Source organism: Gemmatimonadaceae bacterium, from assembly GCA_020846935.1.
GTDB lineage: Bacteria > Gemmatimonadota > Gemmatimonadetes > Gemmatimonadales > Gemmatimonadaceae > RBC101.
The window spans coordinates 654,179-676,626 of sequence record JADLCY010000001.1 but is presented as its reverse complement, the minus strand read 5'-3'; the positions used below and the strand labels follow the sequence as shown (position 1 = coordinate 676,626).

The window sequence follows — 22,448 nt, the reverse complement described above, 5'->3', positions numbered from 1 at the left end:
GGAGAATCCCCTCTTGCGGGATCGTGCGTGCGGCCCACGGGCCTTGCTGTCGCAGGTGAACGGTCGTTCGTTACCGGCATGAACCCCATGCGAGCCACGAACCCCTGATGAGCGACCCCAAGGAGACCTGGACGCAGGTCGATCGCTGGTACGAGGACCGTCTGCAGCTCAACGACCCGGTGCTCGACGCGGCACTGGCCGCGAGCAACGCCGCCGGGCTTCCACCGATCAGCGTCACCGCGGCGCAGGGCAAGCTGCTGCAGATGCTGGTTGCTCTGCGGGGCGCAACGCGGATCCTGGAGATCGGAACCCTCGGCGGCTACAGCACCATCTGGATGGCGCGTGCACTGCCGCCGAGTGGTTGGCTGCTCTCGCTGGAGATCAATCCTGAGCACGCGGCCCTGGCGCGTGACAACATCGCGCGTGCGGGCCTTAGTGATCGGGTGGAGGTGCGGGTGGCGCCGGCCGCGGAGTCCCTGGCCGCGCTCGTGCAGGCCGGGGTGGAGCCGTTCGACCTGGTCTTCATCGACGCCGACAAGGCGAGCAGCGATGCGTACGTGGCCTTTGCTCTGAAGCTCTCGCGACCGGGCACAATCCTCGTCGTCGACAACGTGGTACGTGATGGGGCCATCACCCAGCCCGCGCCCGCCGACGCCGATATCCGCGGCCTCCAGCAGATGCTTCCGCGCTTCGCCGACCAGTCGCGGATCGCGACCACGGTGATCCAGACGGTGGGGAGCAAGGGGTATGACGGCCTCCTGATTGCGGTCGTTGGGGGTTGACGACCTGGCGAGCGCGACCCGGAGTCGACGCGCTGCCGACGTCGCTGTGCCGACGCCGGGGCCCGTGGGTGCGTGCGCGAGCGGCTTCTCAAGGCGCCGCCTCGTGCGCGTTGTTGTCGCTCACGTGCCCCGTTGCGATAGCATGGGAGTCATGCTATCGTGGGTAGGTGATACGATCGTTCCGGGGTGCCGGCACGGAGGATGTCTTCAACGGTGCCGACACGAAGTCTGCTCGTCGAACCTGTGCGTCGGCGATCTGGCGGGTGGCGCAGCGCAAGCTGGAAGCCCTCGACTCGGCGGAGGACCTCAGCGATCTGAGGATCCCTCCAGGCAACCGGCTGGAGGTTCTGCGGGGTGATCGCGTCGGCCAGCACAGCATTCGCATCAACGATCAGTACCGGATCTGTTTCGTCTGGACCGACGCCGGTCCAAGCGACGTCGAGATCGTCGACTACCACTGACTGACCGCATCATGGTTCGCATCCCCACGCACCGCGCGCCCATACACCCCGGAGAGATTCTCCAGGAGGAGTTCCTCATTCCGATGGGCGTCACCCAGCGAGAACTCGCCGACGCCATTCGGGTGCCTTACCAGCGCGTCAACGAGCTCGTCAACGGGCGACGCGGCATTACCCCGGAGACCGCCTTGCGTCTGGCCAGGTACTTCGGCACGACCGCGGGGTTCTGGATGAACCTGCAACAGCGCTGTGCTTTGTATGACGCGCAGCTCGCGGCATCTCGCGAGTTGGCTCAGATTCACCGTCGCCAGGCCACCACGCGCCGTGCGGCACGGAGAGCGGTATGACGCTGTGTGGCAGCAGCTGAGAGTGCTGCTGATGGCGATGCCGCCTTCCCCCTGGCGTTGTGCATGGCCGAGCGCAAGCGGCAAGCAGTGAATAGCAGGGCGAGGCTGGTACCCCGTCTCGCGTCTGAGTTGGCGGAGCGGACGCTAGGGGCAACGCCCGACTCCTCAGAGTACCTCGACTGACGTGACGCGCGCCGGCCGGCTGGCGGCGCTGACGCACCGCAGGGAGACGATCTCCCCTTGGCTGGCTGCGGACCCTCTGGAGAAGCTCAAGGTGCGGGCGAACGGACAGGACGTCCCGTACCACTCGCTCCTGAAGGTCCAGCTGCCGAGCGCGTGGCCTCGGACCGCTGCCTTCGCCGGAGCCGCCGAGCGATGCGTGCCCGGTTGGACAACCTCTGGCGGCTCATCCGGAGGGCGCCGCACCTCCGACCCGCGCCCTCCGCTCGAACCAGCGCTCCAGCCTCCCGAGGTGGTGCGGCAGTCGCAGCACGCGCCTGGGCGTTGGCGCATGCTCGGGTGCACGTCGGCATGATCGCTCCGGCCCGAGACTCAACCCGGTTGGTACCGAAAGCGCAGAGGTGGTTTGGAGCCGTACAGTCGCAACTCGACGCGGCGGCATCGGGTGTCAGGCCCTTGCGAGCGCTATATCCGCCCGTATATATCGCGTGACGCGGCCGTCACCGTCGCGGCGCGGGGGCGAGGTGACGCCGGAGGTACTGCACGTCGGCGGCAGGTGCGCGACGACCTTCGTGATCTCGCGCAGGCTTGGGGCCGCGCCGACCTCGATACGCGCCACCGCGTGGTGGGCATGTTCGAAGCGAAAGGGCCATTTGGCATCGCGCTGGCCGCACGATATGCGGCGTCGAGTGGGCGGCCGTTCTCCCTGGTCGTCGATGGCGACGTCAACGGTGATGAGGCCAACGGCAACGATCTCGCTTTTCTTTTCGATCCCGACGACCCGGCCACCGACCCTGCGGTGGCGGCTTCGATGCGGCGGTTGCTCGCCAACCGGAGCAATCGGGCGCGCGCATACATCGCCGCGAACCTCGGCCGCATCGCCGGCCGCAACGTCATTGCCACGCCCTGGAACCACCGCATCGATGTACGAGCGCGTCGCGATGTCGTCGTCCTTGGTGGCTCGCGCCTTGGTGTCACGCTCGATGTCTTCAACGCGGCGAACCTGATCAACCGTCGGTGGGGCGCCCAGTACGTGCTCCCCATGGGGATCTCGTCGCAGAATCCCGTGGTCAATCGCATCCCGCTCCTCCGTGTGACCGGATTCGACCCCGCGAGTTCGACATTCCGATACTCGGTGAACGAGCAGGCGGGTGTGCTCGCGAAGGGCGGGGAACCGTACCAGGTGCAGCTGGGTCTACGCCTGGCGTGGTGAGTGTCGCGATCCGCGGGGCTCGCGGTGCTACGCTCGTTAGGCCGCCGCGCGCCGCTGCGACGGCGCCACCACGCCGACAACCTCCGCAGCGACAGCGCGGTCCCCGCCCACGCCAGCACGCACCCAACGGTACTGAACAGGGTCGCGAGCACCTGACCCGTCAGTGCGAACACCTCGGCCGTGTGCCAAGCGCGTGGTGGAGCGAGTGCGATAGCCTCTTTTCCAAGGCCGACTCGATCGGCCTGCTTCCCTGGTCCACTTGGGCCCACCGAGCGGGGATTCCCGACTCGTCTGCGTTCATCGATTGTATGGTTGACGCCCGAACTATCGCTCGCATCGCGGCGGATGTCGCAGATGCGCGCCGCCTGGCCGTGACTGGAACGCCGACTATACTTGTCGCAACGACCAGGTTTGAATCGAACCCCGGCTTGGAGCGAATGTCGGCGGTAGTTTCGGCGAAGCTCAAAGAACTCTCCCGCCGCTGATCGGCATATCTCAGTCTCCGCATCATGTCCATTCGAGCCTGTGCGCCAGTTCTCCTCGGCTGCCTGACGTTGGCCTCGGTGTCGGCCGCGCAGGTGCGTGACTACGGCAACCGGCCGGCGCCGCGCACGTGGCACCTTGGACAGCAGCCCGCGCTGAGAATCGACCCAGACGCTGTGCTGGAGGATCGTGTGGTCGGAAGCGTCTCCGGGATTCACGTTCGTCCGAACGGCGACATTGTTGTCGCTAGCGAGGCAGCCGGTGCACTTCTGATGTTCAACCGCCAGGGGACCTACATTCGGACCTTCGGGCGCCCGGGACCCGGCCCCGGCGAATTCGACAGGGTGCCGTGGATGCTCTTTGCCTACCGGGACACTCTTGTCGCCATCGACAACAGCGGAAAGGGACAGGTCTTTTCAACGAGCGGGGAGTTCGCCAAGCAGATCCCTCGCCCGCTGTCAACATCAGAACTGTTCCCGGAGATTGTCGGGGTTTTCGAGGATGGCTCGGTGATCGTCTCCGCCTACTCTCCCTCGTCTGCCACGGACGCGGATTCTACCCTCGTGGAGCGCGTTGTGTGGAGACAGCGCCCACGAGCAGACACCCTTGAACGGCTGCTGGCGTTTCCTGGCTACTATCGCAAGCGGATCGGAGGAAAGCCCGTCTCCGTGCGTTTTGACCCCAGCGGAGTCCTAGCCGTGGGTGCGAGAGCGCTGTGCATCGGATACACATCCCGCTACGACATCGGCTGTTTCGACGACTCAGGCAAGCCGATAGCGCGCGTTCGCCGCTCCGTGCCTCGAAGGCCGATCACTGAGGCGGACAAGGACTATCTCCGACGAGATCATCTTGGCTCCAATCCTCGCGCGTCGCGGCAACGCTTGGAGGAAGAGGTGAGGAGGACTCGCGTCGCAGAGTGGGCGCCGCTCTTCGGGAGTGTGAGAGTCTCAACGTCCGGTGAGCTGTGGGTCAGCGAGTTCGACCCATCGACATCGCAGCGGGGCGCTGGGCAGCTGCTCGCGCCATCCAAGCCGGTCAGGTGGGACGTTTTCTCGTCGCTCGGAGACTGGCTCGCTCAGGTGTGGCTACCCGCCTTCTTCTACCCGTGGGAGTTCGGCAGCGACTACATCGCCGGTGTCGCCTTCGATCAAGACGAGGAGTACATCGAGATACATCGGTTGCTGCGAACCCCGGTGCGTCGTTGAAGGCGGCGCCAATCACAGCGTGGTCGAGATGCAGCACGCGACGCCGCGCGAGCTACGCCGCGACGCCTGTGCGACGTCGCCACCACGCCGAGAACCGGCGCAGTGAGAGCGCGATGCCCGTCCACACCAAAACGCACGCCACGGCGCTGAACAGGGTCGCGAGCACCTGGCCCGTCAGCCCGAACACCTCGCCCGTGTGCCCAAAGCGCGTCCAGGCGCGGATCTTCCGGCTCGTGCTGAGCGATGAATAGTCGCGCACCTGCAGCACGGCGCCGGTGCCAGCATCCAGCACCAAGGTGCTTCGGAGGTCCGGTCGATAGGTGTTGCCTTCGGCGACAGCAACGAGAGCGGCGGTGTCACGTGCGGCGGCCGCCGTGATCGAGATGGACCGCCACTCCGGAACCTGCGCCGCGGCCTGACGCGCAAGAACGTCGAACGAGGCGCGCGCTGGCGCCGGTTCGGTGTCGCCAGCGGGTTCGCCGCGCCCTTCACCAGCACGTGCGCCGGCACCGGCGGCCCCTGCGGCACCTCGCGCGCCACCTGTGGGGCCGGGCCGCGATGCGGCAATGGCCGCCTCTCGCTCTTCCGGGGTGCCGGCAACACGATCGAGCCAGCGCCCTGGCCACTGGTAGGAGATGAACACGCCGGTCGCCGCAATGAGGAACAGCGGGATCGCCGACCAGAAGCCGAGTGAGTTGTGCCAGTTGAAATCGCGCGGCTTGCCCTGAAGTGACCAGCTGAACACGGTGGTGGACTTCACGATGGCGCGGGTCCATCGGCGCGGCCACCACAGGTAGAGCCCCGACACCGCGAGGAGCGCAAAGAGCAGGTTGGCTGCACCAGTGTACTTGCGCGCGGTGGCGCGCGCTTCGTCCGACGTCACGCCCACCCAGCGATGCCATCGCCGCAGTCCGCTGAAGAACGCCTGACCGTCCCCGCCAGGAGGGACGCTGATGTCCTCGCCGGTGTACGGGTTCATGACGAGCGGCGTGCGTTCGCGATCGCGAAACCGCACGGTGACGTTGTCGAGCGGATCGGCGCGGAGCGACACACTCGCGACATCGCCGGGCGCAGCGTGGTGAAGAGCGAGCAGTGAATCAATAGAGAGCCGCGGAGACGCGGGCGCCTGGGTCAGCCTCGGCGCGCCGTCGAACCAAAGGATCATCTGGCGCTCGAAACCGAGCATTACTCCGGTCACGGACATGAGCAGGACGAGCACGGCCGTGGCCACGCCGATGGCCAGGTGCGACCAGAACAGGACGGTACGAAGGGCCGCCGCGCTGCTCGTGATGAGCGCGATCGGCCCGGAGCGGCTACCCGGCATATGTGTGTTTCATGGGACTTGGTCGGCCTTCCTGGGAGGGCGGGATGTCGTCGCGCCAAGGGCTCGACGGTTTGGACGCAACGGGCTTGGAGCCCGTTAGCCCGCCCTTACAAGATCCGCGCCCCCTGTTCATGCAAAGTTTAGGACGAGGAGCAAGCTAAACCCTGAATGAACTACGGCTAGCCCTCCGCTCCCGGAGCGCGTGGGAACGGTCGCAGGGGCGAGGTCGCGCGCGGGGGCGCCCAGCGACTCCCACTTGGACGAACCTCCCCGATGGGCGCCCTCCCCGACCAGCCGGACGGCTCTGCAAGCCAAGGCCCCTCGCGCGACGGGCGGGCGAGGAGCCTTGGGGACTGAATGATCTGTCTACTGCGCGGTGTTCACACAGGTCCCGCCGGTGCCCAGCCCGACGGCAAAGCGCAGGACGATGAGCGCGTCCGCGGCATCGAGGCCGCCGCTGCAGTTGGCGTCGCCGTGCGGCATGCTCGTGAACGTCGCGGGCAGCCGAATCTGCGCGAGGGCCTGCTGGATCAGCAACGCATCCGCCGCGTTGACGATGCCGTTGCGGTCCACGTCGCCGCGCAGCACCGGCGGCTCCGTGGTGAGCGGGAGCGACCAGATACCGCGCCCATACGTGCCGGCGACGATCCGATTGGACGCCGCGTGGTACACCAGGTCGGTGACCGGCACGCTGGGGAGGCCCTGGGTGAGGCTCCAGCTCTGGCCGCCATTCACCGTCTCCCAGACTCCGACGTCGCTGCCGATGAAGAAGCGGTCCCGAGTCGGCGTGAACACCACCGCGTTGACGGGAATGTCCGGCAGGTTTGCCGAGATGTTGGTGTAGTTCAGGCCACCGTTCACGCTCAGCGCGACCTTTGGAGCGCTGAAGCCGGACCAGGTGATCAGGAAACGCAGTGGATCGTTGGGGTCGTAGGCGACATCGGAGACGGCGCGAGAGACCAGGGTACCGATGGCCCACAGCACACCGCCATCGCGGCTCAGTCCCACCTGCCCGGTGGCGGTGCCGATGAGCATGGTCTGCGGCGAGCCACGGTTGATGGCCATCGCCGTCACGTTGCTCTGGAACTGGGGCGACATTTGCGCCCAGTTGGAGCCGAAGTCGGTCGATCGCTCGATGGCGAGCGTGCCGGCGTACACGGTACGCGGGTTCAGCGGGTCGATGATGAACGGCGTGATGAACGAAGGGCGGAAGCGATACTGCGGCTGCAGGGGCTGGAACGACCGCGTGCTCAGGTCGTGGCGCTGCAGGTTGCCGTTCTGCGAGGACGTCAGCAGCAGGTTGGGGTTGGTGTAGTCCATCATCGCCCATCCACCGTCGCCGTAGCTGATGCCGGCCCAGTGCAGGGCCCCGTTGGACATCATGCTGCCGTTGTCCTGCGTGCCGCCGACGACGATGCTGGGGTTGGTCGGGTGCACCTGAATGCCGGGATAGAACTGCGTCGCGGTGATGCCGTTGTTGAGGCTGCGCCAGGTGTCGCCGCCGTTGGTCGACGTGAAGATCCCGCCGTCACACCCGGTCACGAGTCGTCGCGGGTCGGTGGGGTCAAAGGCGAGCGCGTGCCAGTCACTGTGCACGTTGGCCGCGATCTGCTGGAAGTTCTGGCCGCCGTCGCGCGACCGGAACAGTCGCACGCCACCGATGATCACGCGGTTCTCATCGTCCGGATCGACGCCGATCACGAGGTTGTAGCTGCTCTGCGTCCCGAAATCGATGAAATCGGACTGAAACATCACGCCGTTGGCGGCGAGGTTGACCCAGCTCTGTGTCACATCGTCCCAGCGCGACAGGCTGCGGAACTTCTCGTTCTGCGGGTTGGCCACGAGAGTCCAGAGCGCCGTCGGCCGCGCCGGGCTCACGGCCAGGGTGGTGCGACCGAGTGACGTCGGAGTGCCCAGCGACCCGGAGATCCGCACCCAGGTGAACCCGCGGTCCGACGATCGATAGACGCCGTTTTCGGTGGCGCCGCGGAAGGAACCGATCGCGGCGTAGAACACGGCCGGGTTGGTGGGATGCTGCACGACGTCGGTGACCTCGCCGGTGAGCACGCGCGTCCAGCTCGCGCCGCCGTCGCTCGAGTGCAGCAGCCCCACACTGGTGGCGGCAAGCACGGTCGTCGCGTTTGCCGTGCCGGCGGTGGCGCGATCGACCGCCATGCGATACACCACCGATCCGAACTGCGCGCCGAGTGACAGCAGCTGCGTGCCGACGCGCGTCCAGCTGTCGCCACCGTTGGTGGACTTGAGAATGCCGCAGCCGTCGGTGAGGCCGAGCCCCGAGGGGTCGAAGATCTCGCCCGTGCCGGCGTAGATGATCCGCGGGTCGACGGGGTCGAACGTGATGGCCCCGATCGACGTGGCGCACTCATTGTCGCTCACCGCTTGCCACGACGCGCCACCATTGACGGTGCGCCACACGCCCGCGCTGCCCGACCCGGCGACAATGTTCCGAGGGTTCTGCGGGTTGATCGCCACCGAGGTGAAGCGACCCTCGTCGGTCATCGGACTCGACGAATACGGCGTGTTCATGCTGATGAACCCGGACGGCCCGATGGGTTGCCAGCGCTCGCCGATGCTGCCGGACGCATAAGCCCCGGCGCGGACGTTGCCGCGCAGCTCACGCATTGCCGCCACCTTGTCGGCTGGCATGCGTTTGAATGGATACGCGCGCATGTTGACGAACCATTCGAGGCGCTCGCGATGACTGCCTTCGCGCATGTCTTCGACGCTGGGGCGCTGAGCCTCGGCGCGAGAGCCCGCCACCGCGGCGAGGAGCAGGACGGCGAGGCGTCCCAGGGCTCGGATGAAGGGCGTGGAGGTCATCGGATCATCGTCAGGGTGAGCGGGTTGCTGGCGCCACGTGAGGTGACGACGATGACGTCGTACCGGCCGGGGAGAAACCCGGATGGGCGTCCGCGGGATGCTGTATCCGTGTAGGTGAGCGGCAGCACGACGCGCATCGTGGTGCCGCTGCTGTCCGCATCGACGCCGAGGACTTCGGCGGGGCCGACGCGAACCGTGTTCCCACCGGCGCCAGGGGCAAAGCCGCGGCCGGTGAGCGTGAGCGTCGGAATCGCCCCCTGACCGATTGCGATCGTGTCAGGCGCGATGCGTTCGAGACTGGGCGCGACCGTTGCCGTCGACTCGGCGCGCGAACGTGCGCAGCCGGCGGCGATCAGCAGGAGTCCCGCCAGCGCGTGACGGTGCGTCATCGGTTGGGCTCCTTCTGCTGTACGCGCATGCCCTTGATGCCGCTCAACAACTCGGCGCGGCCGTCACGGATGTCGAGCGAACGCGTGAGCTCGGCGAATCGCGTGCTGTGCAACTCGTCGATGGCGAGGGCGATGCGGCGGAGCCCGCGTGGATCCTTCACCCTGGCCTTGACGCGAAAGAGCAGTCCCTCGCGGAGGCCGCGATCGCTCGCGCCCGCAAGTCGCCAGGCGCCGGTCACCGGGTTCACCGCACGCAGTGCACCATCGCCGGGCTCCTCGGCTTCCATGACATCGAGCTGCAGCGAATCGTAGAGCATGCGGGCCGTGAAGCTGCCGATCGCGCCACCCTCGGGGAGCGCCGCGTAGGCGGTGACGGTCACCACGTCTCCCACGCGCGCGGTGGAATCGGAGAGCACGAGTCGCGCGTTGGCCGGCACCGGTGGCGCGAGCGGCTGCGGCGGGGCCACGGTCACGCGGTCGTCGCACGCAACGATCAGGGCGCACACCGCGAGCGGGAGCAGGAAGAAGCGGGTCATGGACGTCATGGCACGAGGGGGATGTTCACGCCGGTGGCGCGACCGGCAAGGTTGACGAGGTTCACGCTCACGACTTCCTGCGGCGTGATGACGATCTCGCGGTCGACGAAGAAGTCGGGCTGGCCCGTGTTGATGCGTATCTTCGCGAGCACGACCTGCCCGGTCGCGCCCGTCGCGTTCACATAGCTGATGCGCAGCGTGTTGAAGCCCGTGTCGAACCCGATCTGCGTACCGGGCGAGCCCTGCCACGCGATGCCGCTGTTCTTGACGAGTTCCTGCGGCACGCCCACCAGGATGGTCGCCGCGCCCACGGTCGTGCCGCGCGTGTCGAGGACCAGGTCGAAGTCGTGCGAGAGGCCGGGCCGCACGACGATCGGCACGAGTTGCGTCGTCATGACGACGGGGCCGGTCGCGTCGCGCGGGACCGTCACGTACACCGAATCGCGCACCGACGGGGAGCCGGCGCCAAAGGCGCGGACCCACGCGCTGCCGGGCGCCATGGCACGGAGCGTCCCGTTGCTCGCCACGTCCACCACGGCGGCGTTGGCCGAGGTGTAGACCATCGGCACTCCGGGCATGGGCGCGCCACCGGGCCCGAACGCCGCGGCCGTGAGCGGCAGCGATGTGCCGGCGTCCATCACGTAGAGCTTGCGCGTGCTCGCGCCGTACAGCACACCCGACACGCCGGTGGGAACGGGGAGCTGAACGCCGACACTCCCGGTGGTGAGCACGGCCTGCGTGCCGCTGCTGAAGCGCAGCCTGAAGGCCGGTGGCAGCGTACCGGGGGCGAGATAGGTGAGCTGCTGATACGTGGCCACGCCGGCGGCATCGGTGAGTGTCGACTCGTTCAGCAGCTCACCAGAGGCGTCAAGGAGCGTGGCCCGCACGAGGATCCCGCTGCGCTTGATCAGGTTCCCCGAGGTGTCGGCGGCCTGCAGCACGGGCTGCTGCGCAAAGGGCACGCCGTGCGCCACCACGGGCGAGGGCGGCTGCAGCATGACGAAGCCGCGCACCGGTCCAGGGTCGAGCTGGATAGGCGCCGTCAGGGCGCTCGTGAGCCCGGCGGCGGCGAAGGAGAGCGTGCGCGGGCCCGAGAGCCCAACGATCTTGAGCAGGCTGAACGTGGCAACGCCGGCCGCGTCGCTCCGCACCGTGTTGGCGACGATGGCGCCACCGCCGGAGGCGATGGCCGCGGTCACGTCGCGCACGTCGCCGACGGCATTGCCAAATCGATCAGCGACCTGCACGCGGATGGGCTGTGCGAACGGCGCCGCGTTATCTGTCCGGGCAGGCTGGAAGGCAATGGCGAGCGACGCGGCCGGCCCGGCGAAGAGCGGAATGATGCCCGTGGTCACGCTGGCCTGGTCGGCCGAGACTCGCAGTCGTTTGTCACCGATCAGACCTTCGACGGCGAGGGCTGGAAAGGTGGCCTTGCCGGTAGCGTCGGTCGTGGCCGTGCCTCCGGCCACGCTTCCGCCACCCTGGGCCATGCTGATCGTGACCGCTGTGGACGGTTTGGTAAGCGCGTTGCCGAACGCATCGCTCACCGTGGCCTCGACGGCTGGGACGACGACGATACCCGCACGAGCGGTGGCCGGGACGTTGGTGAGCGTGATGGCGGAGGCCAGGCCTGGGTCGACGGCGATGGCGCCGCTCGCCACCACCGGCAGTCCCTGGCTGGAGAAGGCGAGCACCCGCGTGCCAATCGTGCCGCCGATCGACAAGCCGGTGAAGGTGGCAACACCCGCAGCGTCGGCTGTGGCCGAGCCGCCGGAGATCGTGCCGCCTCCGGTCTGGATCGTGGCGCTGACCTGCACCCCGGTCGTTGCGTTGTTGAACTGGTCGACGGCCCGAAGCGAGGGCGCGGGGTTCATGGGAACTCCCGCGCGCACGGTGGCCGGTGCGGCGGTCACGAACTCAAGCCGAACGGCCGTGCCGGCGCGCGCGGTCACCACGAGCGCACCGCTGGCCGGACCCGCGGTGGCGGTCAGCGTTTGCGTGCCGGCTGTCGTGCCCAGCGTCCAGGCGCCTGACGAGGCTCGACCGGCGTCGTCGGTCTGGGCGCTCGTCGAGGCCAGGGAGCCGGCCGACACGGAGAAGCTGACGCTGGCCCGCGCCACCGGGAGTCCGTCTGCGGTGCGAACGAGGACCGTGACGGCTGGCAGCGCGACCCCGACTGTGCCGGTTGCGGTGCTGCCGCCTTCGAACGTGACCGACGCAGGAACGCGGACTGGGGGATTGGTGGGGCCTGGGCCGGTGTTCCCATCCCCCCCTCCACCGCAGGCCGCGAGGAGTAGGAACAGGAGTGCTGCTGCCGCCTGCACGACGGTCGGTGAGCCCGGTACGCGCATCGATTGTCTCCCAAAGCCCATCGCGCCGGAGGGGCGAACGGGTCAGTCTGGCCCATGGTGGGCGTGCATGGAGCGCGCGCCGCGACCGGGACGCCCTCCGAAGGGACAGGCGCATTGCGGCGATCGCGCGGCTCACGGCCTTGCGACCGAGCCGCGGTCGGGTGCCATGGTTCGAGCAGGTACGGCGATCCGTGATCGTGCCGCACGATGTCGGTGCCGCGCACCACGCGGCGGTCCCAGGAAAGAGGGCACTGGGTGAGCGTCAGTCCGGTCGGTGCGGCTACTATCCATAGATGCGCTCATTCGACCTGTCCCGCGCCGCCCGACTGTCGGCGGCCGTGTTCCTCGTTGGCTGCGCCTCCGGGCGAGCCAACGTCGCCACCCGCGATGTCCCGCCGCGGCTCGTGCACGCGGTGATTCCCGCACCACTGAACACGGAGCCGCGCGGCGGCGAGCCGTTCGTGGTGGATTCCATGACGCGAGTGGTGATCGAGACCGACGCGAGCGAGGAGGTCGCGCGGGTGGCCGACATGCTCGCGGGAATGTTGTACCTGCATCCGGCCGCGGCGACGCCAGGCAGCGCACGCGTGGTGGGGCCGCGCCGTCCGGAGGTGACGCGATCGATCGCTGGCGCTCCGCAGGCAGCGAACACGGTGGCGCTGAAGTTGGTGGCCGATCGGTCGTCGATGCCCGCGGAAGGCTACGAGCTCGACGTCGGTCCCGACCACGTGACGTTGGTGGCCGTCGATGTACGCGGTCTGTTCCATGGTGTGCAGACGATCCGTCAGTTGCTGCCTCCGGCGGTCGAGCATCGCGACGCCATCGGGCGGCGATTGTGGATGCCGCCGGTTCGCATCGTCGACGCGCCGCGGTTCTCATGGCGGGGATCGATGCTCGACGTGTCCCGCCACTTTCTCGGGCCCGACGACGTCAAGCGGCACGTCGACCTGATGGCGCTCTACAAGCTCAATCGCCTGCACCTGCATCTCTCCGACGACCAGGGATGGCGCATCGAGATCAGGTCGTGGCCAAACCTCGCGCAGATGGGTGGGCGCATGGAGGTGGGCGGCGGCGTTGGAGGGTTCTACACGCAGGAGCAGTTCGCCGACATCGTGGCCTACGCGCGTTCGCGTTTCATCGAGGTCATTCCGGAGATCGACATGCCGGCGCACGTGAATGCAGCGCTGTCGGCGTATCCGGAGCTCAGCTGCGATGGGGTCGCGCCGCCGCCCTACACGGGGATACGCGTGGGGTTCAGCGCACTGTGCAGCGACGGCGCGGCCACGTGGCGTTTCGTGGATGACGTGGTGCGCGAGATCGCGGCCCTCGTGCCGTCCCCGTGGTTCCACATCGGCGGCGACGAGGTGGAGAAGCTCACACACGAGCAGTACGTGCGATTCGTCGAGCGCGCGCAGGGGATCGTGCAGGCGCACGGCAAGCAGATGATCGGTTGGGGCGAGATCGCGACGGCGAACCTTGCTCCCTCCACCGTGGTGCAGCACTGGCGAGCGGACTCGGCGCACGTCCACGCGGCGCGCGGTGGCAAGGTCATCCTGTCGCCCGGCCCGCGGATGTATCTCGACATGAAGTACGACAGCGCGACGGTGCTCGGGCTGCGCTGGGCCGGGCTGATCGACGTCCGCCAGGCCTACGACTGGGAGCCAGCGACGTTCCGGCCCGGCGTGAACGAGACGGCGATCCTTGGCGTCGAGGCGCCGCTCTGGTCCGAGACACTGGAGACGCTGGCCGACTTCGAACTGATGGCGTTTCCGCGGCTGGCGGCCGTGGCCGAACTTGGGTGGTCATCGCCGGCGGTGCGTGGCTGGGAGCAGTTCCGATGGCGGCTCGCGGCCCACGGCCCACGGCTGCAGGCGCTCGGCGTGAACTTCTACCGGTCGCCGCAGGTTCCGTGGGCTCGTTAGGCGCGAACGCTGAGGCCGCCACGCCGAGCGCGCTGCACCTTCCCCGTGCCCGTGCTGCTACTCGAACTTCTCCGGGATCTGGTCCCATCTGTTCGGGGCTGGAGTCAACCCGATTCCCTGAGAGGAGGCGTCCATGCGATCGACCCTGCTCACCCTTGTGTTCCTCCTGCCAGCGGCCTGCAACTCATTCATTTCACCGACGCGTGAGTCTCTGCTTTCCGTGGTTGGCGAGCAGGTCACAATCTCCTCGTCGGCTGGGCATACGGTGCTGGTCGTACCTGCGGTCCTGGCAAACTCCCTCGAGGAACCGATCTCCTTCTCCTACTGCGCCATCGTTCTCGAGCGCGAGACCGGCGAGAGGTGGGAGCAGGTCTGGGCGCCGATCTGCTCGCTCGGGACCGATACCAATGTTCGCGTTGAGCCCGGTCGCCAACTCCAGTTCGTCGTGACTGCGAGTACCGCAACCGCGCCAGATCCAACCAGGTGGGGGCCTGCGACGGTGGACGGCACCTACAGGGTTCGCGCGTTCGTGGCACGCCCGGGGGGAAGTCCGCCGCTCCTCCCTTGGTACAGGACGGTTTCGCAGCCATTCCAGGTGACGCACTAGAGTGGACTGTGGCACCTGAATGCCAAATGCGTTCGATCGACCGGGGAGACCCGGAGGCTCCTCCTGTGAGACGGTATGGGAGTCAAGGTGAAGCGCACGTCGTAAACGCCGGAGTGGCCTGAGTGGGCAATCGGGCGGACCACGACCCAGAGGTGCGATTTGCAGTTTGGCTTCGGTCACGTCGCTTGCCAGCGGTGGCCGCCTGCGCCGTATCCGCTTGACGATCTTGCAGCAAACCATAGACTGGAGACGTCACCGGAGACGACCATGCGAGCACACGCGCTTCGCCTCGTTATGCTGACGCTCATGTCGATCGCGAGCCGAACCGCCCGAGCGCAGGCTCGACCGGACCTGAGCGGCACCTGGAGCGTGCCGACTGCCGCGGCGCCCCGGCCCACCGTGGCCTCCACGGGTGACGCGGCCTTCCGGACGGGAGACATGGGGAGCGGGTGGGGCACCCCGCTCACAATCCGGCAGCGAGGCGATTCCCTGGTGCTCGAGTACCCCTGGTTCTCCACCTACGACCTGCAGCCACCGGTGCGTATGGCGGTAGCGCTGGACGGGTCCGAGTCGCCCAATACCCTGATGATCGGCCACGCCGAGGTCATGCACCGTTCGCGCGCTTCGTGGCAGGGCGGGGCGCTGGTGATCACGACCAGCTGGCCGGCGCCGGCGCTGGGCCGCGATGCGCGCGTGGAGGTGCGGCAGTCACTGCGCCTGCCGGCGACCGATACGTTGATGGTGGAGACGATGCGTGACGCTGCGAGCGGAGCCGCCGCCACCGTCACCCGCACCACGCTCGTGCGAATGCGCCAGAACGTGCCACCCGCCTAACGTCGCGGGGGCACCCAGGGGTCACGGGCGTTGGGCGCCACGTTGGGGAAACGCTCGAGACTCGCGGTGTATTCGGCGACGATCCGGTCGAAGGTGCCGGGCGCCCACGGGTTGGCGTCCTTGATGTCGGTCTCCTCGCGCGGGTCGGAACGCAGGTTGAACAGCCGCACGAGCGGAGGCTCCGTCACGCGAGGCTCCGGCATGAACGCGTAGTGGAACTTCCAGTCCTTCCATTTGACGGCGCGCACCTGCGTCCCGGTGAAATAGAGCACGCTCTCGCGACCTGAGGTGGAGCGCTTGCCCTCGAGGAACGGAAGGATGTTGATGCCGTCGATGGCGCGGTCGGTGGGAAGGGTCGTGATGCCGGCGGCCGCGGCGAGCGTGGGAAACAGGTCCATCTCGTGGACGATCTCGCTGGAGGTGCGGCCGCGGGGAAAGTGACCCGTCCACTTCGCTACGCACGGCGTGCGGATGCCGCCTTCCATCACGGTGTTGTAGAAGCCACGCCATGGGCCGGAACTGCCGCGCCACGGGCGCCGTCCTTCCGCGCCGTTGTCGGTGCACCAGAGCACGATGGTGTCGTCATCGAGCCCGAGACGCCGGATGGCGGCCGTGATGAGTCCGACGTTGTAGTCGACATCGGCCATGGCGTCGCCGATGTCGCCCGCGCCGGTCTTCCCCGCAAAGTCCGGATGCGGGAGCGTGGGGAAGTGCACCTGCGTGAGTGGATAGAACAGGAAGAACGGCTTCTGCGCTCGCGCATTGCGCTCCATGAAGGCGATGCTCCTCATGGCGGCTTCGCGGTCGAGTGTGCGGCGTGTCGCGAGATCGAAGACCTTGGCCTTGGTAGGCGGCCCGCCGGCCTTCTGCTCCCATATGTAGGGCGCCTCGACCTTCGACGCATCGTAGCCCGGCAGCGTCGTCGTCTGCGCCTCGTTGCTCGTGTTGGGGATGCCGTACCACTCGTCAAAGCCCTGGTTGATGGGCGTGCGCCCCTCAATCCAGTTCGTGCCACCGAGATGCCATTTGCCGAACAGGGCGGTGGCGTAGCCTGCGGACTGGAGCAACTCCGCGATCGTGACTTCCCACTGCGTGATGCCGCTGGGCTGCGTCGCCGCCGAGCGGATGGCGTACCGGCCGGTGAGCAACGCGGCACGCGACACCGTGCAGGAGAACTCGACGTTGAAGTTGTCGAGGCGTATGCCCTGGGCGGCGATGCTGTCGATATTTGGAGTCGGCACGCCGCGTACGCCGCCGTAGGCCCCCACCTCCCCCCAGCCAAGATTGTCCGGGAACATCAACACGATGTTCGGACGGCGTGGGGCCTGCGCCGCCGCGGGATCGGGCGCGGCGAACATCGGCGACAGCGCGAGAAGGGCTGAGACAATCCGTGGCAGCCTGGCCATGCGCGGGTCCTTGCGGAAGGCGACAAGAAGTTAGGTCGGCGCCGCGACTTCCGCAGCAGCCACCGTGCATGCTCGGTGGCGCACCCTGCGAGGCTGTTGTCGCGACGCAGCAAGGGCGTCAGACGCAGGAGGCCGGTCCGCTCCGTGGTGCGACCGACAGCGAGTCGAAACCAGCGGCCCGGCGCCGGATATGCGAACCGCCCTTAGAGGCCGAGGCCGCCCCGCGCGGCACCACGCACGACCTGTTCACGTGCGGCGACCGTCGCGGATGCGCTGCGCGAGGTTGGCGGTCTCGCGTGAGGGAGCGCCCATGCCCTCGCGCCGGAGCGTCGCCTCGAGCCGACGATAGTCGGCGATGGCTCCAGCAGAATCGCCGAGCGTGGTGCGGGCCGACATCAGCGCGCGCCACGCGCTCTCGCGCAGGGGTTCGCGAGCCACCAGCCTCTCGAGCACGACGATGGCCTCCGCGGGATGCTGGCCGTCGTGCAGCGCCGAGCCCAGGCGCTCTGCGGCATCGGCAAAGAGGCGCGAGAGGCGGTCGCGAATCTCGAGCTGCCAGTCGCCCACGCTCTCACCCTCGAGAAACTCGCCGTGGTACCGCTCGACCACGGTCCGCAGCGCGTCGACGTCGCCCTTCCCGCGGCGCGCATCGCGCAGTGCGGCCTCGGCGGACTGCTCGAAGGTCGCCGCGTCGAACGTGACGGTTCCAGGCACGTCGAGCCGATACCGATCGCTGTCGAATCGCACCCACTCGGGATGACCGATGCTCCGGCGAAGGTGGTGCAGCGCGACGTGAAAGTTGTTGCGTAGCTGTGTCGGCGAGGCATCGGGCCAGAGCCACACGCCCACCTGCTCCCGGCTGAGTCCGTCGCGGCGGACGAGCAACGCCACCAGGAGTTCGCGCGCCTTTGAGTAGGCCCAATCCCGCCGCGCCATCGGTACGCCCTCAACTCGAACCTCGAGTGCGCCCAACGCGCGCACGTCGAGGGCATGCACCGGTGTCAGCGGTCGTTCCACCACGCTGGCGCGGTACTCTCCGGTCTGCAGCGTGGGTTCGGGCTCCGTGGGCCCGCCGAGTCGCTCGCCCACTTCCATGGACAGGTCGTGCGCCTGGACGGCCGTCAGCGTTCGGCCGATCCCGAAGATGCGATCGTGGGCGGCGCTCCCGAGTGCCTCGCGCACGCGCGCGACGATCGGTTCGTGTTGCTGTCGGTCGATGCCCCACATCTCCGCACCGATCGCGTCACGGATTCCGCGGGCAGCTCCATACAGGCGTGCCGCGTCCTCGCACGCGCCTTCGTGCGCGGCGCTGGCCGCCAGCAGCTCGATCGCGCGCGCGGTGAAGAGCAGCATCGGGTCGCGCCGCATGGCGTCGAGCGCCTCGCGCAGCAGGGATCTGGCTCGTGGCCAGTCGCCGGTGGCGGCAACTACGTTGGCGAGCTGCTGCAACGCGATGCCGAGTTCGCGCGCCTGGCCGAACACGCGCGCTACGCGTACGCCCTCTTCGGTGACGCGAACGGCCTCGGAGAGTTCGCCACGCGAGGCCAGCGACTGGCCCTGCAGCAGGAAGTTGAGGCGCAGCCCATACAGGTCATTCGCCTCACGCAGCCAGGGCCTGGCGCGGAGGATCACCGCCTCGGCGCCGGGATCGCCAACGTGGTTGAGCGCAATGCCCAGGTAGTTGCGCACATTGGCCAGGAGCTGCCGGTCGCCCTCGCGCTCGGCGATGACCTCGGCTTCTTCGAGGAATCGCCGCGCCTCCTCACCCCGCGCCTGCAAGGCGGCGATCGCCCCCGCGGAGAACAGCAACGCGGCACGGTCACGCGTCTCTCCAGCGGCCTCGGGAAGAGAAAGGGCACCATGCAGCCATCCGGTCGCCTCGGGCCACAGTCCCGTGCCGAACCAGAACCAGTAAAGCAGGCCGACGAGTCGCAGATGGAGCTGCACGTCGCCTTCGCGCGTCCACCGCACCGCATGGCGCAGGTTCTCGATCTCGGCGACGAGCTTATCCATGGCCGCCGGTCGCTCGGGTGTTCGCAGGCGCGGTTCGAGTTCGCGCACCAGATCGACGAAGTAGCTGGCATGCGCGTGCATCCGATGCGCGACGTCTCCCGCCGTCGTCAGGCACTGCTCGCCGTACTCACGCATCGTCTCCAGCAACCGGTAGCGCGTGCCGAGCGGTGTCTCCACCACCTCCACCAGCGATTGATCGATCAATGCGGCGAGGAGGTCGAGCACATCGTCGCCTGCCACGTCGCCCCCGGCGGTGACGGACTCCGCGGCCTCGAGGGTGAAGCTGCCGCGAAACACACTGAGACGCTGGAAGAGCCGCCGCTCGGGCACGGCGAGCAGGTCGTAGCTCCAGTCGATCGCGGCGCGCAACGTTTGCTGGCGGGGCAGCGCGGCGCGATTGCCCGTCGTCAGGAGCCGGAAGCGGTCGTCGAGCCGGTTCGCGATCTGCATCGGCGACAACGCGCGGAGGCGGGCCGCGGCGAGTTCCAGCGCGAGCGGAAGCCCATCGAGCCGAGCGCAGATTTGCCGCACGGCGTCACGGTTGGTAGTCGTCAGGCGGAACGCAGGAACGACGGCACGCCCGCGCTGCACAAAGAGCTGCACGGCTTCGCTTTCTTCGGCATCGGTGCCGGCGCCCAGGGACATGGGGGGGACGAGCCACGCCGTCTCTCCCGTGACGCCCAGCGGGGCCCGGCTCGTGACGAGAACACGCATGCGAGGCTGCGCGCGCAGCAGCCCATGCACGAGCGCAGCGGTCGCGTCGACCAGATGTTCGGCGTTGTCGAGCACTAGGAGGTAGGGACGCTCACCGATTGCGGCGCTAATGCGATCGACGGCCGGCGCATCGGATTCGTCGCGAACGCCCATCGCGGCGAGCACCGTGTCGCCCAGGCGTGCCGGATCCGACAGCGGCGCGAGTTCGACCCACGTGCCCTCGATGTCCGTCGCAGCGGTCTCTCGTTCGACGACTTCGAGTGCCAGGCGCGTCTTCCCGCTGCCGCCCGCACCTGTGAGCGTGAGCAACCGCGTGGCCGACAGTGCGTCACGGACCGCGGCAATTTCCCGATCGCGTCCGACGAAGCTGGTGACCTGGATTGGCGCGCCACGGAGGCGGAGCGAGCTGGACTGGTGGGTCGAAATGGGCCGTTGTCGCCGATGGGGTGCTGAGCTGGTCCTTCCCGCGGCGTCCGCGGATGACCGGATCAGTGCTGACCAAGCCTAGTGGCGAGCCAATCAAGGTCAATGATGCAACAGGGTTCGATGGCGATGACGGAGCCCACGCGACCGGGAGACACGGCGGCGTAGGTGGAAATGGCGGCAAGGAGGGGTGTCGTGGCGAGCACCGGCCCTTCGATGAATCCGAGCGCATCAAGCACGCCGTCGAGCCACGAGTGGTGGGCCGCACCCTCGTCGAGCGGACCAAGCATCGACCTCAGGAACTCGGCGGGAACGACCGGCGCGAACACGCGAGCCACGCGACCCACCTCGCTCACGAGGGCCTCGTCGAGGGGCGGCTCCGCCAGAAACAGGAGCGGCCGGCCCGCCCCGGAAACCAGGAACTCCGAGGGCCTCCCGTTGGCGATCACGATCGCTCGGCGCAGGGTCGTGGTGAGGTCATTCATGCTGGACAACGCTGGGGCCTGCCGCATACCGCCCGCGTAAGTGCCCGGCCGTGGGACCCGATTAGGCGCCCATTAAGCGCCCCGGGTCATCGTTGCGTGTGTCCCAAACCAACGACTCGCGAGGTTCCATGTCGACCTTCTTGAAAGACTTCAGGCACGGCCGTTCGGCGCGCCCAGCTCGCTGTGCAACCGCTGCACTCCTGCTCTCGGTCCTCGTCGCGGCCTGCGCGGGCGGTGAAGGCGCTGGCCCGAGCCCGGCCCCGACCGTTGCGCAGGTGCTGGTGCAGCCGGCCCAGCATGCCCTCGTCGCAGGACAAACCGCGACCTACATCGCGCGCGCTCTCGACGCCCAGGGCGTCGAGGTGTCGGGTCGCGCCGTGGAGTGGACGTCGACCGATCCGGCCATCGCGTCGGTGTCGGTCGTGGGTCTCGTCACGGCGCTTACGCCGGGCACGACGACGATTCGCGCCACCGTGGATGGCAAGACCGGAGCGGCGGCACTGGAAGTGACGCAGGTTCCCGTGGCCGCCGTCGTGTTGGATCTCGCGACCGTTCAGCTGGTCCCTGGCGATACGCGCACGCTCGTCGCGACGGCCACGAGTGCCACGGGGGCGGTGCTCCCCGGCCGCATCGTCACGTGGGCGACCGGCGACGCCGCCGTGGCCACGATCGATGGCGCCGGTCGTGTCACCGCCGTCGCCGTCGGCGAGACACAGGTGAGCGCCACGATCGAAGGTCGCATCGCGCACGCAGCGGTGAGTGTGCGGCCAGCCCCCGTCGCCACCGTCACGATTTCGCCGACGCCGCTCGTGCTCGAGGTGGGTGAGAGACAGCAACTGACGGCGGTGGCCAAGGACGCGCGCGGCACGATTCTCCAGGGCCGCGTGGCGCAGTGGTCGGTAGACAACGCGACGGCGGTCACGACGCCGACGGGGCTCGTGACGGGCATGCGCCACGGGTACGCAACGATCACGGCGACGGTCGAAGGGGTGTCGGTTTCGATCGGCGGAACCATCATCGAGCCCACGCCCACGGATCACGACCTCGTGTACTATCGACAGTCGGTGAACGGCAGCGCCGAGCTGTTCGTGCTGCCGCTCGATGGCATTGCCGATCCGGTGCGCATCAATGCGGGCACGGTGTCGCGCACGCCCACCGCGTCTCCCGACGGAAAGCGCATCGCGTTCGCGGTGGTGATGGAGGAACTCGGCACGGGCACACGGGTGGACGACATCTTTGCGGTCGACCGCACCGGTCTCCACATGAAGCGCCTGACGAGTCTCGACGGATTCGACGACCTTCCGGACTGGTCGCCGGTGGGGAACCGGATCGCCTGGCATCATTGGGAGCGGGGCGGCCGCTCGGACATCTGGGTGATGGCCGCGGACGGGAGCGCGCAGGTGAACCTCACGGGTGACATGTCGGCGAATGGCTTTCGGAGCGCGCCCTCGTGGTCGAGGGATGGTCAGCGCATCGCGTTCTCGCAGTCCGAGAGCGGACCGGGCGGCACGACGGCCAGCATCTGGACGATGCGCGCCGATGGGAGCGACAAGCGCCAGGTCACGAGCACGACGACGGGATTCGACAGCTCGCCAACCTGGTCGCCAGATGGCCAGCGGCTCGCGTTCCTGCGCTACTACGGCGCCGAGGCGGACATCACGATCATCGACGTCACCACGCTGGTGTCAACACGCCTGCCGGTCCTGGGGCTGGAGTCGGGCCCCTCGTGGTCGCCGGATGGCACGCTGATCGCCTTCTCTCTTGGTGGTCGTGGCGATCTCTATACCTTGCGGCCCGACGGAACGGGTCTGCGACTGCGAACGGTGAACGCCGCCTGGGGCGGAGGGCTCGCGCCGCAATGGATCAAGCGGTAGTTGGGTGGGGGCTTTAGATGAACGGGCGGCGCTCGACCCGTCCATCAGCCTGCCTTCGATC

General features: G+C 68.1%; 17 protein-coding genes. 9 read left to right on the top strand and 8 right to left on the bottom strand.

The window, feature by feature from the left end:
* Positions 1 to 107: 107 nt before the first annotated feature.
* The 5 genes from IT361_02815 (at position 108) to IT361_02795 (ending at position 4,668) form a co-directional block, all read left to right on the top strand.
* On the top strand, positions 108 to 782 hold the full coding sequence (locus tag IT361_02815; GenBank protein ID MCC6316598.1) for an O-methyltransferase: 675 nt from the start codon (positions 108 to 110) through the stop codon (positions 780 to 782).
* 167 nt (positions 783 to 949) lie between these two features.
* Positions 950 to 1,243 carry a type II toxin-antitoxin system RelE/ParE family toxin gene (locus tag IT361_02810; protein MCC6316597.1) on the top strand — a complete coding sequence of 98 codons (294 nt, stop codon included), beginning with the start codon at positions 950 to 952 and terminating at the stop codon, positions 1,241 to 1,243.
* Between the two features lie 11 nt (positions 1,244 to 1,254).
* Positions 1,255 to 1,587, top strand: a complete 333-nt coding sequence (locus tag IT361_02805; GenBank protein MCC6316596.1) for a HigA family addiction module antidote protein — start codon at positions 1,255 to 1,257, stop codon at positions 1,585 to 1,587.
* Between the two features lie 736 nt (positions 1,588 to 2,323).
* Positions 2,324 to 2,980 (top strand): hypothetical protein, encoded by a 657-nt coding sequence (locus IT361_02800; GenBank protein ID MCC6316595.1) that lies wholly within the window; start codon positions 2,324 to 2,326, stop codon positions 2,978 to 2,980.
* Between the two features lie 509 nt (positions 2,981 to 3,489).
* Positions 3,490 to 4,668: a hypothetical protein gene (locus IT361_02795; GenBank protein ID MCC6316594.1), complete on the top strand. Its 1,179-nt coding sequence runs from the start codon at positions 3,490 to 3,492 to the stop codon at positions 4,666 to 4,668.
* A gap of 52 nt (positions 4,669 to 4,720) precedes the next feature.
* Here the strand turns inward: IT361_02795 and IT361_02790 are convergent, their stop codons facing one another.
* From IT361_02790 to IT361_02770, 5 genes are all read right to left on the bottom strand, one after another.
* Positions 4,721 to 5,992 (bottom strand): PepSY domain-containing protein, encoded by a 1,272-nt coding sequence (locus IT361_02790; GenBank protein MCC6316593.1) that lies wholly within the window; start codon positions 5,990 to 5,992, stop codon positions 4,721 to 4,723.
* 366 nt (positions 5,993 to 6,358) lie between these two features.
* Entirely contained in the window at positions 6,359 to 8,833 is a 2,475-nt protein-coding gene (locus IT361_02785) for a hypothetical protein (protein MCC6316592.1), read from the bottom strand.
* Positions 8,830 to 9,222 (bottom strand): hypothetical protein, encoded by a 393-nt coding sequence (locus IT361_02780; GenBank protein ID MCC6316591.1) that lies wholly within the window; start codon positions 9,220 to 9,222, stop codon positions 8,830 to 8,832. The genes IT361_02785 and IT361_02780 overlap by 4 nt, the downstream gene beginning before the upstream one ends.
* A complete protein-coding gene (locus IT361_02775) occupies positions 9,219 to 9,767 on the bottom strand; it encodes a hypothetical protein (GenBank protein MCC6316590.1) in 549 nt (182 codons plus the stop codon). Before IT361_02775 ends, IT361_02780 begins: the two co-directional genes overlap by 4 nt.
* A complete protein-coding gene (locus IT361_02770) occupies positions 9,764 to 11,878 on the bottom strand; it encodes a hypothetical protein (protein MCC6316589.1) in 2,115 nt (704 codons plus the stop codon). The genes IT361_02775 and IT361_02770 overlap by 4 nt, the downstream gene beginning before the upstream one ends.
* Positions 11,879 to 12,402: 524 nt before the next feature.
* On the opposite strand from IT361_02770, the gene IT361_02765 reads away from it, so the two are divergent.
* The 3 genes from IT361_02765 to IT361_02755 all read left to right on the top strand — a co-directional run bounded on the left by IT361_02765 (position 12,403) and on the right by IT361_02755 (position 15,472).
* The gene (locus IT361_02765) at positions 12,403 to 14,031 is read left to right on the top strand and encodes a beta-N-acetylhexosaminidase (GenBank protein ID MCC6316588.1); all 1,629 of its coding nucleotides are present in this window, start codon (positions 12,403 to 12,405) and stop codon (positions 14,029 to 14,031) included.
* 133 nt (positions 14,032 to 14,164) lie between these two features.
* Positions 14,165 to 14,638: a hypothetical protein gene (locus tag IT361_02760; GenBank protein ID MCC6316587.1), complete on the top strand. Its 474-nt coding sequence runs from the start codon at positions 14,165 to 14,167 to the stop codon at positions 14,636 to 14,638.
* A gap of 267 nt (positions 14,639 to 14,905) precedes the next feature.
* Positions 14,906 to 15,472, top strand: coding sequence for a hypothetical protein (locus tag IT361_02755; GenBank protein ID MCC6316586.1), 567 nt, complete (start codon positions 14,906 to 14,908; stop codon positions 15,470 to 15,472).
* On the opposite strand, the gene IT361_02750 is transcribed toward IT361_02755, so the two are convergent.
* From IT361_02750 to IT361_02740, 3 genes are all read right to left on the bottom strand, one after another.
* Positions 15,469 to 16,878: a sulfatase-like hydrolase/transferase gene (locus IT361_02750; GenBank protein MCC6316585.1), complete on the bottom strand. Its 1,410-nt coding sequence runs from the start codon at positions 16,876 to 16,878 to the stop codon at positions 15,469 to 15,471. The two genes, IT361_02755 and IT361_02750, sit on opposite strands and share 4 nt — an antisense overlap.
* Positions 16,879 to 17,124: 246 nt before the next feature.
* Positions 17,125 to 19,914, bottom strand: coding sequence for a hypothetical protein (locus IT361_02745; GenBank protein MCC6316584.1), 2,790 nt, complete (start codon positions 19,912 to 19,914; stop codon positions 17,125 to 17,127).
* 179 nt (positions 19,915 to 20,093) lie between these two features.
* Positions 20,094 to 20,513, bottom strand: a complete 420-nt coding sequence (locus IT361_02740) for a hypothetical protein (GenBank protein ID MCC6316583.1) — start codon at positions 20,511 to 20,513, stop codon at positions 20,094 to 20,096.
* Positions 20,514 to 20,641: 128 nt separating this feature from the next.
* On the opposite strand from IT361_02740, the gene IT361_02735 reads away from it, so the two are divergent.
* Positions 20,642 to 22,387, top strand: a complete 1,746-nt coding sequence (locus IT361_02735) for a PD40 domain-containing protein (GenBank protein MCC6316582.1) — start codon at positions 20,642 to 20,644, stop codon at positions 22,385 to 22,387.
* Positions 22,388 to 22,448: the final 61 nt, after the last annotated feature.

Coding starts and splice junctions, on each gene's coding strand:
- IT361_02815 (MCC6316598.1), top strand. CDS start 108: ATGAGCGACCCCAAGGAGACCTGGACGCAGGTCGATCGCTGGTACGAG.
- IT361_02805 (MCC6316596.1), top strand. CDS start 1,255: ATGGTTCGCATCCCCACGCACCGCGCGCCCATACACCCCGGAGAGATT.
- IT361_02795 (MCC6316594.1), top strand. CDS start 3,490: ATGTCCATTCGAGCCTGTGCGCCAGTTCTCCTCGGCTGCCTGACGTTG.
- IT361_02790 (MCC6316593.1), bottom strand. CDS start 5,992: ATGCCGGGTAGCCGCTCCGGGCCGATCGCGCTCATCACGAGCAGCGCG.
- IT361_02785 (MCC6316592.1), bottom strand. CDS start 8,833: ATGACCTCCACGCCCTTCATCCGAGCCCTGGGACGCCTCGCCGTCCTG.
- IT361_02780 (MCC6316591.1), bottom strand. CDS start 9,222: ATGACGCACCGTCACGCGCTGGCGGGACTCCTGCTGATCGCCGCCGGC.
- IT361_02775 (MCC6316590.1), bottom strand. CDS start 9,767: ATGACGTCCATGACCCGCTTCTTCCTGCTCCCGCTCGCGGTGTGCGCC.
- IT361_02765 (MCC6316588.1), top strand. CDS start 12,403: ATGCGCTCATTCGACCTGTCCCGCGCCGCCCGACTGTCGGCGGCCGTG.
- IT361_02760 (MCC6316587.1), top strand. CDS start 14,165: ATGCGATCGACCCTGCTCACCCTTGTGTTCCTCCTGCCAGCGGCCTGC.
- IT361_02755 (MCC6316586.1), top strand. CDS start 14,906: ATGCGAGCACACGCGCTTCGCCTCGTTATGCTGACGCTCATGTCGATC.
- IT361_02750 (MCC6316585.1), bottom strand. CDS start 16,878: ATGGCCAGGCTGCCACGGATTGTCTCAGCCCTTCTCGCGCTGTCGCCG.
- IT361_02740 (MCC6316583.1), bottom strand. CDS start 20,513: ATGAATGACCTCACCACGACCCTGCGCCGAGCGATCGTGATCGCCAAC.
- IT361_02735 (MCC6316582.1), top strand. CDS start 20,642: ATGTCGACCTTCTTGAAAGACTTCAGGCACGGCCGTTCGGCGCGCCCA.